10 protein-coding genes are annotated in these 12,862 nt (G+C 64.4%); 2 read left to right on the top strand and 8 right to left on the bottom strand.

From position 1 onward, the window contains the following. Positions 1–35 precede the first annotated feature (35 nt). Positions 36–1,085 carry an AraC family transcriptional regulator gene (locus IF10I1_RS14215; protein WP_019966147.1) on the top strand — a complete coding sequence of 350 codons (1,050 nt, stop codon included), beginning with the start codon at positions 36–38 and terminating at the stop codon, positions 1,083–1,085. 122 nt (positions 1,086–1,207) lie between these two features. On the opposite strand, the gene IF10I1_RS14210 is transcribed toward IF10I1_RS14215, so the two are convergent. The 5 genes from IF10I1_RS14210 to IF10I1_RS14190 all read right to left on the bottom strand — a co-directional run bounded on the left by IF10I1_RS14210 (position 1,208) and on the right by IF10I1_RS14190 (position 7,131). Next, positions 1,208–2,548, bottom strand: coding sequence for a TRAP transporter large permease subunit (locus IF10I1_RS14210; protein WP_186393315.1), 1,341 nt, complete (start codon positions 2,546–2,548; stop codon positions 1,208–1,210). Beyond that, the gene (locus tag IF10I1_RS14205) at positions 2,538–3,053 is read right to left on the bottom strand and encodes a TRAP transporter small permease subunit (RefSeq protein ID WP_050473240.1); all 516 of its coding nucleotides are present in this window, start codon (positions 3,051–3,053) and stop codon (positions 2,538–2,540) included. Before IF10I1_RS14205 ends, IF10I1_RS14210 begins: the two co-directional genes overlap by 11 nt. A 74-nt stretch (positions 3,054–3,127) precedes the next feature. Continuing rightward, a complete protein-coding gene (locus IF10I1_RS14200) occupies positions 3,128–4,168 on the bottom strand; it encodes a TRAP transporter substrate-binding protein (RefSeq protein ID WP_208977447.1) in 1,041 nt (346 codons plus the stop codon). A gap of 319 nt (positions 4,169–4,487) precedes the next feature. Then, the gene (locus IF10I1_RS14195; protein WP_186393313.1) at positions 4,488–5,588 is read right to left on the bottom strand and encodes an NAD(P)-dependent alcohol dehydrogenase; all 1,101 of its coding nucleotides are present in this window, start codon (positions 5,586–5,588) and stop codon (positions 4,488–4,490) included. Positions 5,589–5,658: 70 nt separating this feature from the next. Continuing rightward, on the bottom strand, positions 5,659–7,131 hold the full coding sequence (locus IF10I1_RS14190; RefSeq protein ID WP_186393312.1) for a benzaldehyde dehydrogenase: 1,473 nt from the start codon (positions 7,129–7,131) through the stop codon (positions 5,659–5,661). 283 nt (positions 7,132–7,414) lie between these two features. On the opposite strand from IF10I1_RS14190, the gene IF10I1_RS14185 reads away from it, so the two are divergent. Then, the gene (locus IF10I1_RS14185; protein ID WP_208977448.1) at positions 7,415–9,157 is read left to right on the top strand and encodes a sigma-54-dependent Fis family transcriptional regulator; all 1,743 of its coding nucleotides are present in this window, start codon (positions 7,415–7,417) and stop codon (positions 9,155–9,157) included. Positions 9,158–9,199: 42 nt separating this feature from the next. On the opposite strand, the gene IF10I1_RS14180 is transcribed toward IF10I1_RS14185, so the two are convergent. The 3 genes from IF10I1_RS14180 to IF10I1_RS14170 are packed head-to-tail and all read right to left on the bottom strand — an operon-like array spanning position 9,200 to position 12,831. Then, positions 9,200–10,903 (bottom strand): ABC transporter ATP-binding protein, encoded by a 1,704-nt coding sequence (locus IF10I1_RS14180; RefSeq protein ID WP_186415534.1) that lies wholly within the window; start codon positions 10,901–10,903, stop codon positions 9,200–9,202. A gap of 13 nt (positions 10,904–10,916) precedes the next feature. Next, the gene (locus IF10I1_RS14175; RefSeq protein WP_208977449.1) at positions 10,917–11,849 is read right to left on the bottom strand and encodes an ABC transporter permease; all 933 of its coding nucleotides are present in this window, start codon (positions 11,847–11,849) and stop codon (positions 10,917–10,919) included. Positions 11,850–11,859: 10 nt separating this feature from the next. Continuing rightward, complete coding sequence (locus IF10I1_RS14170; RefSeq protein ID WP_050473235.1) at positions 11,860–12,831, bottom strand: ABC transporter permease; 972 nt, start codon at positions 12,829–12,831, stop codon at positions 11,860–11,862. Positions 12,832–12,862: the final 31 nt, after the last annotated feature.

The following is a 12,862-nucleotide window of genomic DNA, read 5'->3' as shown; positions in this document are numbered from 1 at the left end:
ATTCCTGCATGGGACGAACGCCTAAAATAAAGTCAGTGCGTGCCTCTGTCTTGACCCCGCTGCTGAAGCACATCGCAGATCAGGGCAGCAATATACAGGAGTTCATCGCCAAATATGGCATCACCCGGACGCAGCTTTCCGACCCCTATTCGGTGCTGCCGCTGGGCCGCTATGTGACCCTGTTCGAGGCGGCTGCCGTCCATCTGAAGGATCCGGATCTGGGGCTGAAACTGGCCATGCGGGTGCAGCCGGCAGACATGGGGCCGATGGGCGTCCTGTTCTCCCTGTCACCCAGCATTGCGGCCGGATTCCAGCGGCTGGCGAGCCACGTGATGGCCCTGCAGAGCGGCACCCAGTCCAACATGTTCGAGGTCAATGGCGATCTGGTCTGGACCTACCGGCTGCAGGATCCGGTCATGTGGCCGCGGCGGCAGGATGCGGAATACACGCTGGCCGCCTGCGCCCAGCTGGTGCGCTCCTGCTTCTCGCCGGAGTGGAAGCCGCTGGAAGTGCATTTCGAGCATGCTGAGAGCGCCAATCCGCAGCTTTTACAGCGGATTTTCCGCGCGCCCGTGCTCTACCGCCAGGCCAGCAACCGGATCATCATGGGCCGGGATGATGCGACGCGGATCTACCGCAGCGAGGACCGGGAGCTTGTCACCATTCTGGAGCATCACCTTGCCGACCTGATCGGCGACGAAAGCGATGAAAGCCAGACGATGACGGACCGCATCCGCAACCGGATCAGCCTCTATCTTGGCCAGAAGCCGGTGACGCTGACCGCCCTTGCGGCCGAGCTCAACATGTCGGCGCGCAGCCTGCAGCGGCGTCTGGCAGAAGAAGGCACCTCGCTGCGTGATCTCGTCAGGGAGCACCGCATCCAGCTGGCGGCCAATCAGCTGACCCAGAAGGATGCCCGCGTCACCCAGATTGCCCATAGTCTGGGCTATGCCGACGGCACGGTGTTCTGGCGCGCCTACCGGGGCTGGAAAGGCGAACCGCCCAGCGCGGCCAAGGGGCAGCGCCGGGCGGCACAGGACGCAAGCGGCGATGACGGGGAGGAGTGGATCACCGGCGGCGCGTAGGCTTATACCAAGGCTTTCGATGCTGACGCATCACGCCTTGAATTTGCTCATGCGCCGCACGGGCTTGACCAACTCTCGATGAGACAAGCTCATCGAGAGTTGGTATCAGCCCCCTCCCGGTGTCACTTCATGCCCGCAAGCCCCAGCACCAGTTGCGGCCAGATGAGGCAGGCGGCAAGCACCGCCATCTGCAGCAGCACGAAAGGCACCGCCGCCCGGTAGATGGTGCCGATGGCGGCATCGGAAACCGTGTTCTTGAGATAGAACAGTGCCATGCCGACCGGCGGCGTCAGGAAGGAGGTCTGCAGGCAGACAGCCATCAGGATCGCCACCCAGGCCGGATTGTGGCCCATGGCCGTCAGCACCGGCATCACCAGCGGCGCGATGATGAGGATGATCTCCATCCAGTCGAGGAAGAAACCCAGCAGGAACAGGATGAAGAGGATCAGCAGCAGCGTGCCTTCCGGCGGCAGCGGAATGGCATGAAGGGCATCGGCAATCACCTCGTCCCCGCCATAGCCGCGCAGCACCACCGAAAAGCAGGAGGCGCCGAAGATCAGCGCGAAGAGAAAGGCCGTCGTCAGCCCGCTTGCCTCGCAGACTTCGACGAACCCCTTCCAGCCCAGCCGTCCGGAAGCGATGGCCAGCAGCGTTGCCCCCGCCGCACCGATACCGGAGGCTTCCGTCGGCGAGGCAATGCCGAAGACGATAGACCCAAGCACTGCCACAACCAGCAGCAGCGGCGCCACAAGAACCCGGGCCAGCTCGCCAAAGGTCACCTTTGCCGCATCACCGGTATGACCTTTGGGGGCCCTGTCCGGCCAGATCAGAGCCACGGTGACGATATAGACCACATAGGCACCGGCGAGCAGCAGGCCCGGTACGATGGCGCCCTTGAACAGGTCCCCCACCGGGATCTGCAGCTGGTCGCCCATGACCACCAGCATGATCGACGGCGGAATGAGAATGCCGAGGCATCCGGTCGCACCAATGGTGCCAAGGCTCAGACGGTCGTCATAGCCTGCCGCCCGCATGGCCGGCATGGCGATGGTGGCGAGCAGCACCACGGAAGCACCGATGATGCCGGTCGAGGCCGCCAGGACGACGCCGATCAGCACCACCGACACCGCCAGCCCGCCCGGCACCTGCCGCAACAGCCCGTGCATGGAGGTGAGCAGCTTTTCGGCAATGCCCGAGCGGTCGAGCATCAGGCCCATGAAGATGAACATGCTCATGGGAATGAGCGAATAGCTGGACAGCGTGTCGAAGGTCCGGTTGGCGACAAAGCCCAGCATGCGGATGGAGGCCATGTCCGCATCAAAGGCAAAGGCATCCAGCACACTGCCGAGCACGGCAAAGAGAACGCCGACGCCGCCCAGCACGAAAGCCACCGGATAGCCGGAGAACATCACCACCATGAAGGTGGAGAACAGCAAGAAGACGAAAACCGCATCAACGCCCATCGGCGGACCTCCCGGGGCGGATCAGGACGGCAAGGGATTTCAGGAGCACGGAAAGCCCCTGCAGGAAGAGAAGGGCAAAGCCTGCGGCCATGACGCCCTTGATGATGTAGCGGGCCGGCAGGCCGGAGGGCATGGGTGAGCCTTCCCTGAGGCGCCAGGAATATTCGAAGATCTTCCAGGAATTCAGGGTGAGGAACCCGGCGAAGGGCAGCAGCAGGAAGAGAACGCCGAGCACTTCGGCCAGCGCCCTGCCCCGCTCACCCATGCGCCCGTGCAGGGCATCGACCCGCACATGCATGTCGCGCTGGTAGGCCCAGGCAAGACAGCACATGACCACGACGGCATTCATGTGCCACTGCAGTTCCTCAAGCTCGATCATGCCGAGATTGAACACATAGCGCAGCAGCACATTGACCAGAATGGTGAGCATCAGCAGCGGCTGCACCAGCGCCCCTGCAAGCCCCACCGACCGGCTGAGCCGGTCCACCAGTTCGACGAAATGCATGAGGACAGCCCCGTTGCAGTGAAGGCGGACGGGCGGCAGGCCATCTGTGCCCCGCCACCCGCGCAATCCTCGTGTTACTGGCGGGCAGCCCAAGCTTCGGTCGAGGCACGGTAGGCCGACACGGACTCCCAGACGCGCTTGAAGTCGGCGTCCTTCCCGCTCTGCTCCTTCATCACCTCATCCACCTTGGCCTTGATGGCCTCCAGCACCTCCGGCGGGAACTGGCGCACCTGCACGCCCTTGGCCTCAAAGCCCTTCACCGCTTCCGCATTGGCGGTCTGGGTGGACATGACGGAGCGCAGGTTCGTCGCCTTGCAGGCCTCCTCGATGGCCGTCTTCTGGGCCTCGTCCATGCTGTCCCACTTGGCCTGATTGATGATCAGCTCATTCATAGCCGCAGGCTGGTGCCAGCCCGGCAGGTAGTAGTTCTTGGCCACGTTATCGAGTCCGACGGTGACGTCGATGGCGGGCATGGACAGCTCGGCGCCGTCGATCACCCCCTTCTCCATGCCCGGATAGATCTCACCGGTCGGCAGCAGCACGATGGAGGCGCCGAGCTTGACCATGGTCTCGCCCGCAAGCCCGGCAAAGCGCAGCTTCTTGCCGCTGAAATCAGCGACAGACTTGATCTCGAAAGAGTACCAGCCGCCCGCTTCCCGCTCCATCAGGCCGCAGGGAATGGTGACGACGCCCTGCTTGGCATAGATCTCCGACCAGATCTCCCGGCCGCCGCCGTTATAGATCCAGGCCGCGTGGGTCAGCACATCCGGACCGAAGGGGATACCGCCGAAGAGCTGCACGGCGGGAAAGCGCCCGGCCACATAGAGCGGCGAGGTGTAGCCCGCATCCAGCGAACCCTGCTGCACGGCATCGAAAATCTGCAGCGGCGGCACAAGCTTGCCGGCCGAATAGACCTTCACCTTGAGGCTGCCACCCGACAGGGCATTCAGCTTCTCCGCCAGATATTCGGCATTCTGGCCGCTGGCCGGCATGGTCAGGGGCCAGGCGCTCTGCAGATCCAGAGAAACGGTATCCGCCTGCGCTGGCGCGGCTGCCACAAGTGCCGTTGTCAATGCGAGGGCCGCCAGACGCGGCAGAGAACGGGTGAATTTCATGATGAACCTCTGGGCATGGGCCAGCATCGGGAGAAAATTACTTTTTTCCCGCGTGGATCTTGTTGTTTATCGATGGGACCACCTGCCGGTGAAACATGCTGCAGGGTCAGGCTTGCACTTTGATCTTCCGGAATAAATCGCGCATTCCGGAAAACTCTGTTGCAGCCAGCGCAAGAAAGCAGCGCCTGCACCGCATCCCGCCCGCAAAGATAAGCCGGACGGCGGAAGCGGACGCCCAAGCCAGATGCAGAAGGCCGCCTTCACGCCCATGAAGACGGCCTCAGGGTTTCATCTCACATCCAACGAAACAAATTTTCCCTCACGCCATCCGCAGCACGGGCTTGATGGCAGAGCCCGTTTCGGAGGCATGGATGGCGGCGTTGATTTCGCCGAACTCATAGAAGGTGATGAGCTTGTCGAAGGGGAATAGCCCCTTCTTGTAGAGTTCGACCAGATGCGGAATGAACTCATCCGGATCGCTCTCGCCTTCCACGATGCCCATCAGCCGCCGGCCGCCGCTCATGAAATGCATCTCGTTGATCTGCAGCTCCGCCTCCGGCCCCGAGGCGCCGAGAATGCCGCAGGTTCCGGCATTGGCAAGCGCCATCACGGCCGAGCGGATAACCGGCGGCAGGCCCGTGGTATCGAGCGCATAATGCACGCCCGTGCCCGTGAGGGCGAGGATCGCCGCCGTGGCATCTTCCGCGCTCGGGTTGATGACATGGGTCGCGCCCAGCTCCTTCGCCAGTTCCAGCCTGTCCGGATTGAGATCCACGGCGATGATGGTTCGTGCTCCGGCCACCTTGGCTGCCATCACGGCGGACAGGCCAACGGACCCGGCTCCGAAGACGGCAAAGCTCTTGCCCTCGCGCACCTTCAGTGCATTGAGCACTGCACCTGCACCGGTCTGGATGCCGCAGGCAAGCGGGCCCAGAAGCTCCAGCGGCGCGCCCTCCGGCACCTTCACCACATTTCTTTCATTGCAGATGGCATGGCTTGCAAAGGAGGACTGGCCGAAGAAATTGCCATGCACCCGCTCGCCGTCCTTCGACAGGGCCGTCGAGCCGTCGGGCCGCGTTGCAAAGAAGTTGCGGGGGAAGAACTCGTAGCAATAGGACGGCTGATGCTCCTTGCAGGTTTCGCAATGGCCGCAGGAGTTGAACGTCATGACCACCCGGTCGCCCGGCTTCACCTTGGTGACGGCACTGCCCGTGCTGCGCACGATGCCTGCCCCCTCGTGCCCCAGAACCACCGGCAAGGGCGTCGGTAGCATGCCGTCCCGCACCACGACGTCGGTGTGGCACACGCCCGTGGCCACCACCTCCACCAGAATTTCATCTGCCCTCGGCTCTTCCAGATCCAGCGTTTCCAGAACGAGTTCCGCACGCGTCTCGCGCGCAACGGCTGCCTTGATTTTCATGATTGCCTCCAGCAACGGAAAGGGCCGGACGCGGGCGCACAAGGCCAGTCAGCGTCCGGCGGAAGGGATGTCAGAACGGATAAGGCTGGGCCTGATCGCGGACAGTCACCCATTGCCACTGGGTGAATTCCTCGATGTCGGCAGGCCCGCCGATGCGGGTGCCGTTGCCCGACTTGCCGAAGCCGCCGAAGGGCGCAAAGGGCCCGCCGTTCACCGTCTGGTCGTTGATATGCAGCATGCCGGTCCTGAGCTGATTGCCGATGGCCATGGCGCGCGAGGTGCTGGCCGAGAGAATGCCGGCGGACAGGCCGTAGTCATTGTCCTGCGCAATGCGGACAGCCTCCGCATCGCCGGCAAAGCTCATGATGCAGGCCACAGGCCCGAACAGCTCCTCGCGGAAGGCCAGCATGTCCGGCGTGATGCCCGCCAGAACGGTTGCCGGATAAAACAGGCCATCCGCCTTGCCGCCCGCCAGAAGCCTTGCGCCCTTGGCAACCGCATCATCGACGATGTGCTGGATCGTCTCCACCTGATTGGGGGAAATGACCGGCCCCAGCGCCACACGGCCGGAGGCTGGATCGCCCACCGGAAGATGCTGCGCCTTGGCCGCGATCTTTTCCGCCAGCGCCTCCACAATGCTTTCATGTGCAAGGACAAGACCTGTCGCCATGCAGATCTGCCCCTGATGCAGGAAGGCACCCCAGGCGCAGTTGGAGGCAGCCACATCCACATCCGCATCATCCAGAACGATCAGCACGTTCTTGCCGCCAAGCTCCAGCTGCACCTTCTTGAGGTGGCGGCCGCAGACTTCGCCCACCTTCGAGCCGCCTGCCGCCGAGCCGGTGAAGGAGATCATGGCAATGTTCGGGTCCTTGCACATGGCCTCGCCCGCATCCGCACCGCCCGGCAGCACATGCAGGACACCGGCGGGAAGGCCAGCTTCCTCGAACAGCCGGGCGATGATGATGCCGCCGGAAATGGGCGTGCGCGGATCGGGCTTGTGCACCACTGCATTGCCCACCGCCAGCGCCGCGGCGATGGCACGCACCGACAGAACGAGCGGGAAATTGTAGGGCGAGATGACACCCACAACCCCATGCGGCAGGCGCCGGGCGTGGCTGCTGCGGCCATCCATCGTCGGCAGAACCAGCCCCATCGGCATGGTGGCCAGCGAGGCCGCATGGCGCAGGAACTGGGCGCCGTGCTCGATCTCGATCCCGGCCTTGGCCTCGATCGAGCCGCTTTCGCGCATGATCCAGGGGATCAGCTCCTGCCCGTTCTGCTCCAGAAGATCCGCCGCCCGGTTCAGGATCGCGGCACGCGCCTGCGGCAGCACGGCGGCCCAGGCCTTCTGGGCCGCAGCGGCGGCCTTTGCTGCGGCGGCAACCTCCTGCGGCCCGGCAAGGCCCGTTTCGGCAAGCACGTCTCCGGTCGCAGGTTCGCGCACGGTCAGCGTACCGGCGGCAGATGCCGACCAGCTGCCGTCAAAGATGCGCCCGCTCCAGCTTCCCGGCTTCAGAAATCCGGCATGCAGCATGTTCATGATCAGGTCCTCCCTTTGGCCGGAGGCGCCGCAGTTTGCCCTGCCGCACCGCCCGTGCCGTCCTCCTCTTGGCAGCTTCCGCCGCCAGACCATCTCCTCAAATGGCCGTAGTTTCCCTTACGCAAGCGCCGTGCCACAACGGGCCTGCGCCGGACATGTGGGGCAAGCCACTGAAGAACATGGACTTTTCCGCGAGGAACAACGGACGGGCAGCCATGCCGCATTCCGCAGGGTTTCAGAATTTCATTGAACAGCTCATCAGTTTCATGAAAACATGAAATTCATGAACACACCCGGCACCCCTGACCATCTGATTTCCCTGGCCGAAGCCTCGGCCCGCACGGGCCGGATGATCCGGCGCGGGGCCTTCAGCGAACTGCCCACCGCCGCCCCGCCAACGCTGGATGATCTGGCGCATTCGCTGCTCTTTGCCCTCGGCGACGGGCGCATCTGGCTCAACGACCAGCGCATGGTGCTGATCCAGTCGCAGGTGCTGGGCGCGCTTCGCGCGGAGTTGATCGATACGCTGGGCATGGAGCGGGCCAAGGCGCTGCTGATGCGCGTCGGCTATCTGCAGGGCGTAAGGGCGGCGGAACTGGTGCTGGACCGCTTTGCCGGAGCCAGCATCACCCAGCTTCTGGCCGCAGGTCCGCGCGTTCACACACTGGAGGGCTTCGTCAAGGTGACGACCCGCCACTTCGAGTTTGATGCGGACAAGGGCACCTATCACGGCGAATTCGTCTGGGAGGACTCCTCGGAAGCCGCAGAGCATCACGCCAGCCATGGCCTTGCGCAGGAGCCCGTGTGCTGGATGCAGACCGGTGTGCCCTCCGGCTACACCAGCCGCATTCTCGGCCATCCGGTATTCTTCCGCGAGATCGAATGCGCAGGCATGGGCGCACCGCACTGCCTTGTGGTGGGACGCGATGCTGCGGCCTGGGGCAAGGATGCGCCGGAGCAGGAATATTTCGGCCTGTCCTGGCGCGGGCGCAGCGCCGCAACCAGCGCCAAAGGGACCTCAGCGGAAACGGCCGCAGCAGAGCCTGCTGCCCAGGGCCCGAGCGGCATGGTCGGCGTCTCCGCCAGCTTCCAGCGTGCCAGCCACCTTCTGGAGAAGGTCGCCGCAACCGATGCGACCGTGCTGTTCATCGGCGAATCCGGTGTGGGCAAGGAGCTGTTTTCCAGCCAGCTGCACCAGCTGGGCCGGCGCAGCAAGGCGCCCTTCATCGCCATCAACTGTGCGGCCATTCCGGACAATCTGGTGGAATCCGAACTCTTCGGCGTCGAAAAAGGCGCCTACACCGGGGCGGTTACCGCCCGTCCCGGCTATTTCGAACGGGCTGAGGGCGGCACGCTGTTTCTGGACGAGATCGCCTCCCTCACCTTCTCCGCACAGGGCAAGCTGCTGCGCGCCATTCAGGAGCGCACCATCGAGCGGCTCGGCGGCACCCGTTCCATTCCGGTGAATGTGCGCATCGTTGCGGCCAGCAATGTGGATCTGGCGCAGGAAGTCTCTGCCGGGCGCTTCCGGCGCGACCTTTATTACCGCCTCAACGTCTGCCCCATCCACATTCCCCCGCTGCGGGAGCGACGCGATGACATCCCCCTGCTCTGCGCCCATTTTCTGGCCCAGTTCCGGGAGAAGCACGGCAAGGCCATCACCGGCTTCAGCCGCAGCACCATGGACGCGCTGCTGGCCTATGACTTTCCCGGCAACATCCGCGAATTGCAGAACCTTGTGGAGCGCGGCGTGGTCTTTGCCGATGACAACGGCCTGATCGGCCTGCACCACGTGTTTCAGGGCAGCGAGCGGCCGACAGGGCCTGTGCCGGTGCTGCGCACGACGCCCGGCACCGCCCCGCTTCCAGCCCGCAGCGAAGGGCTTGAACAGATCGAGGCACAGGAACAGGCGCTCTACCGCGATGCGCTGGCGCAGGAAAAAGGCAACATCTCCGCCGCCGCCCGCCGCCTCGGCCTGACGCGGGCACGGCTGGAATACCGTCTGCGCAAGCACGGGCTGATCTGAGGGCACTTATGCCAAGGCCCGGATGCCGCTCGGGGTCTGGAGTTACAGGCTGGGCATCAGGTCCAGCAGGTGCCGGGCATAGGGGCTGGCGGGGGCGGTAAAGAGCTGTTCGGTCTCAGCTTCCTCGACAATCAGCCCCTCCTTCATCACGATCACCCGGTCGCACATCTGGCGCACCACCGGCAGATCGTGGCTGATGAAAAGCACAGTGAGATCCAGCGCGTCACGCAGGTCCTTCAACAGGTTGAGGATCTGCGCCTGAATGGACACATCCAGCGCCGAGGTCGGCTCGTCGCAGATGAGGAACCGGGGCCGCGTCGCCAGTGCCCTTGCAATGGCGATGCGCTGGCGCTGGCCGCCGGAGAACTCATGCGGATACTTGTCCGCCGCAGCCGCCCCAAGCCCCACCGCTTCCAGCAAATCCGCCACGATCCTGCGCCGCTCGGCAGATGACGTGGCAAGGCCATGATGGGTCAGCGGCTCGGCAATGATCCGGCCCGTGCTCATGCGCGGGTTGAGCGAGGAATACGGGTCCTGGAAGATCATCTGCACCTGCTGGCGCAGGGCCCTGTCTTCCGCCTGGCTCGCCGCCCCGCCCACGGTCTTGCCATCAAAACTGATGGTGCCGGAGGTCGGCCGGTAGATCTGCACCAGCATGCGGGCCAGAGAAGACTTGCCGCAGCCGGATTCGCCTACCAATCCCAGCACCTCGCCCTGCCGGATATCGAGGCTGACGCCGCGCACGGCTTCGAAGTAACGGCGGTTGGACGGCAGCAGCGCCGCCTTTGTCTGGAAGCGCAGGCGCACATCGCGCACCTCGATGAGGGGCTTTGCATCAACAGTCTTGGCGCCACCCTCCCGCCCTTCCGTCAGCCACTGCAGCGCGGGGCTGCGATCTGTGCTGAGCGGAGCGTCCTCTGCCTGCGGCGGATAGGTCAGGCGCGGGAAACGGTCCAGCTTGCGGTCGCCGCGCGGCACCGCGCCGATGAGGCTCCGGGTATAGGGATGGCCGGGCGCATCGATGATCTGCCGCACCGGCCCGCTTTCCACCACCTCGCCCCGGTACATCACCACCACCCGGTCTGCCGTGCCGGAGATGACGCCCATGTCGTGGGTGACGAGAATAACGCCGATGCCCCGCTCCTTCACCAGCTTGCGGATAAGATCAAGGATCTGCGCCTGAACGGACACGTCCAGCGCCGTCGTCGGCTCATCCGCAATGATCAGATCTGGGTCTGAGCACAGCGCCAGCGCAATCACCACACGCTGCCGCATACCGCCGGAGAACTGGTGAGGATAGGCCATGATCCGCTCTGCCGGACTGGCGATGCCAACTTGCGCCAAGAGGCCGATGGCCTTCTCCCGCGCTTCCCCCTCGCTCATGGACTGATGAATGCGAATGGTCTCGATCAGCTGCGCCCCCACCGTCATCAGAGGATTGAGACTGGTGAGCGGGTCCTGAAAGATCATCGAGATACGCTTGCCGCGCAGGCGGCGCATGGTCTTTTCGCTGGCCGGATCGATGGCCTCGCCGTCAAAGCGGATTTCGCCTGCCGTCACCCGGCCCGGCGCTTCCAGCAGGCCCATCACGGCGCTGCCGATGGTGGACTTGCCCGCACCGGACTCGCCGACGATGCCGACGATCTCGCCGCGCCCAACCTCGAGGCTGACATTCTGCACGGCCACAAAGGTGCCGAGGGGCTGCGGGTATTCCACCCTCATGCCGGAAATGGAGAGCAAGGACATGGGAGGCCTCCGGTCAGCGCAGCTTGGGGTCGAGGACATCGCGCAGCCAGTCCCCCACGAGGTTCACCGACAGCACCAGCAGCGCCAGCGTCATGCCCGGAAACACCACCAGCCAGCGCTCGCCGGAGAACAGGAAGTTGTTGCCGATGCGGATCAGGGTGCCGAGCGAGGGTTCGGAAGCCGGAATGCCGACGCCGAGGAAGCTCAGCGTCGCCTCACCCAGCACGGCAACGCCGAGGTTGATGGTGGCAATCACCAGCACAGGGCCCATGACGTTGGGCAGGATGTGGCGGATGAGGATCAGCGGCGCGGAAATGCCGGTCACCTGCGCAGCCAGCACATAGTCCTTGTTGCGCTGAACCAGCGTCGAGGCCCGCACCGTGCGGGCCACCTGCGGCCAGATCGACAGGCTGAGCGCGAAGATGATGACGAAGACGGCGAGCCGGTCATGCTGCTCCGGCGGCAGGATGCCCCGGCTAACGCCATCCACCAGCAGCGCCACCATGATGGCCGGAAAGGTCATCTGGATATCGACGACGCGCATGACGATGGCATCCGTCAGCCCGCCAAAATAGCCGGCGAGCAGCCCGAATACGAGACCGAAGAGAACAGCCGCCAGAACCGACACCCCGCCCACCATCAGCGAGGTGCGGGTGCCGTAAAGCAGCGCGGAAAAGAGATCGCGGCCCTGATCATCGGTTCCGAGCAGGAACTCGGGGCTGCCGCCCTCATGCCAGACCGGCGGCAGCAGCGAGTTGAGAAGGTCGAGCGAGGCAATGTCGAAGGGATTGTGCGGGGCAATCAGCGGCGCGGCGATGGCCGCAAGGATCATGACCGAGCCGATGAACGCAGCCAGAACCGTCAGCGGTGAAGCCAGAAAGCGGTAGAGCACCGGGCGCCGGGCGATCCACAGGCGCAAACCGGATGGCGTGGCAGAAGCAGGCATCCGTTTCCCCTCAGCTGGCGCTGGCGCGCAGGCGCGGATCAACCGCGTAGTAAAGCAGGTCCACCACCAGGTTGACCGTCACGAAGATCACCGCAACCAGCAGCAGGTAGGTGGAGATGACAGGGATATCGACGCTCGAAATCGCCTGGAGGAACAGAAGGCCGATGCCCGGCCACTGGAACACGCTTTCGGTGATGATGCCGAAGGCGATGATCGAGCCGAATTGCAGCCCGGCGATGGTCATCACGGGCACCAGCGTGTTCTTCAACGCATGGCGGAAGTGGATGCGCCGGGCAGGAAGGCCGCGCGCCTTGGCGAAGCGGATGAAATCCATGCGCATCACCTCCAGCATTTCCGCCCGCACAAGGCGCATGATGAAGGTGAGCTGGAACAGGCCCAGCGTGAAGGCCGGAAGGATGATGGAGAGCCAGCCGGAGCGGGTCAGAAGCCCCGTTGTCCAGAAACCGAGATCCACTGTTTCGCCCCGGCCAAAGGTCGGCAGCAGGTTCAGCTCCACGCCGAAATAGACCATCAGCATCAGCCCGACGAAGAAGGTGGGCATGGAAATCCCGGCGAGCGAGAAGATCATGATCGCCCGCGCCAGCCAGCTGTCCGGCTTCAGCCCTGCCAGCACGCCGAGCGGAATGCCCAGCGCCAGCGCCAGCGAGAAGGCAATGACGCTGAGTTCGATGGAGGCCGGAAGCCGGTCGGCAATGAGCCGGCCCACTGGCTGGCCCATCTGGTAGGACAGGCCGAACTCGCCCTGCACCACCCGGCCAATGAAATGGCCGAACTGCACCAGCACCGGATCATTCAACCCCAGCGCCTCGCGCAGCGCCGCCCGGTCGGCAAGGCTCGTCTCCTCGCTGACCAGCTGCGACACCGGATCGCCCAGATAGCGGAACATGAAGAACGCCACCAGCGCCACCACCAGCAGCACGATACCCGCCTGAAACAGGCGGCGGAGCATGTAGAAGATCATTGCGCTGAGAATCCCGGTTGCGCCGCGGCAT

This window comes from Pannonibacter sp. I15F10I1 (genome assembly GCF_900185665.1).
GTDB classification, from domain to species: Bacteria; Pseudomonadota; Alphaproteobacteria; order Rhizobiales; family Stappiaceae; genus Pannonibacter; species Pannonibacter indicus.
This window is presented reverse-complemented; position numbering and strand designations above follow the sequence as displayed.

Coding starts and splice junctions, on each gene's coding strand:
- IF10I1_RS14210 (WP_186393315.1), bottom strand. CDS start 2,548: ATGGGCGTTGATGCGGTTTTCGTCTTCTTGCTGTTCTCCACCTTCATG.
- IF10I1_RS14205 (WP_050473240.1), bottom strand. CDS start 3,053: ATGCATTTCGTCGAACTGGTGGACCGGCTCAGCCGGTCGGTGGGGCTT.
- IF10I1_RS14200 (WP_208977447.1), bottom strand. CDS start 4,168: ATGAAATTCACCCGTTCTCTGCCGCGTCTGGCGGCCCTCGCATTGACA.
- IF10I1_RS14195 (WP_186393313.1), bottom strand. CDS start 5,588: ATGAAAATCAAGGCAGCCGTTGCGCGCGAGACGCGTGCGGAACTCGTT.
- IF10I1_RS14190 (WP_186393312.1), bottom strand. CDS start 7,131: ATGAACATGCTGCATGCCGGATTTCTGAAGCCGGGAAGCTGGAGCGGG.
- IF10I1_RS14185 (WP_208977448.1), top strand. CDS start 7,415: ATGAACACACCCGGCACCCCTGACCATCTGATTTCCCTGGCCGAAGCC.
- IF10I1_RS14180 (WP_186415534.1), bottom strand. CDS start 10,903: ATGTCCTTGCTCTCCATTTCCGGCATGAGGGTGGAATACCCGCAGCCC.
- IF10I1_RS14175 (WP_208977449.1), bottom strand. CDS start 11,849: ATGCCTGCTTCTGCCACGCCATCCGGTTTGCGCCTGTGGATCGCCCGG.
- IF10I1_RS14170 (WP_050473235.1), bottom strand. CDS start 12,831: ATGATCTTCTACATGCTCCGCCGCCTGTTTCAGGCGGGTATCGTGCTG.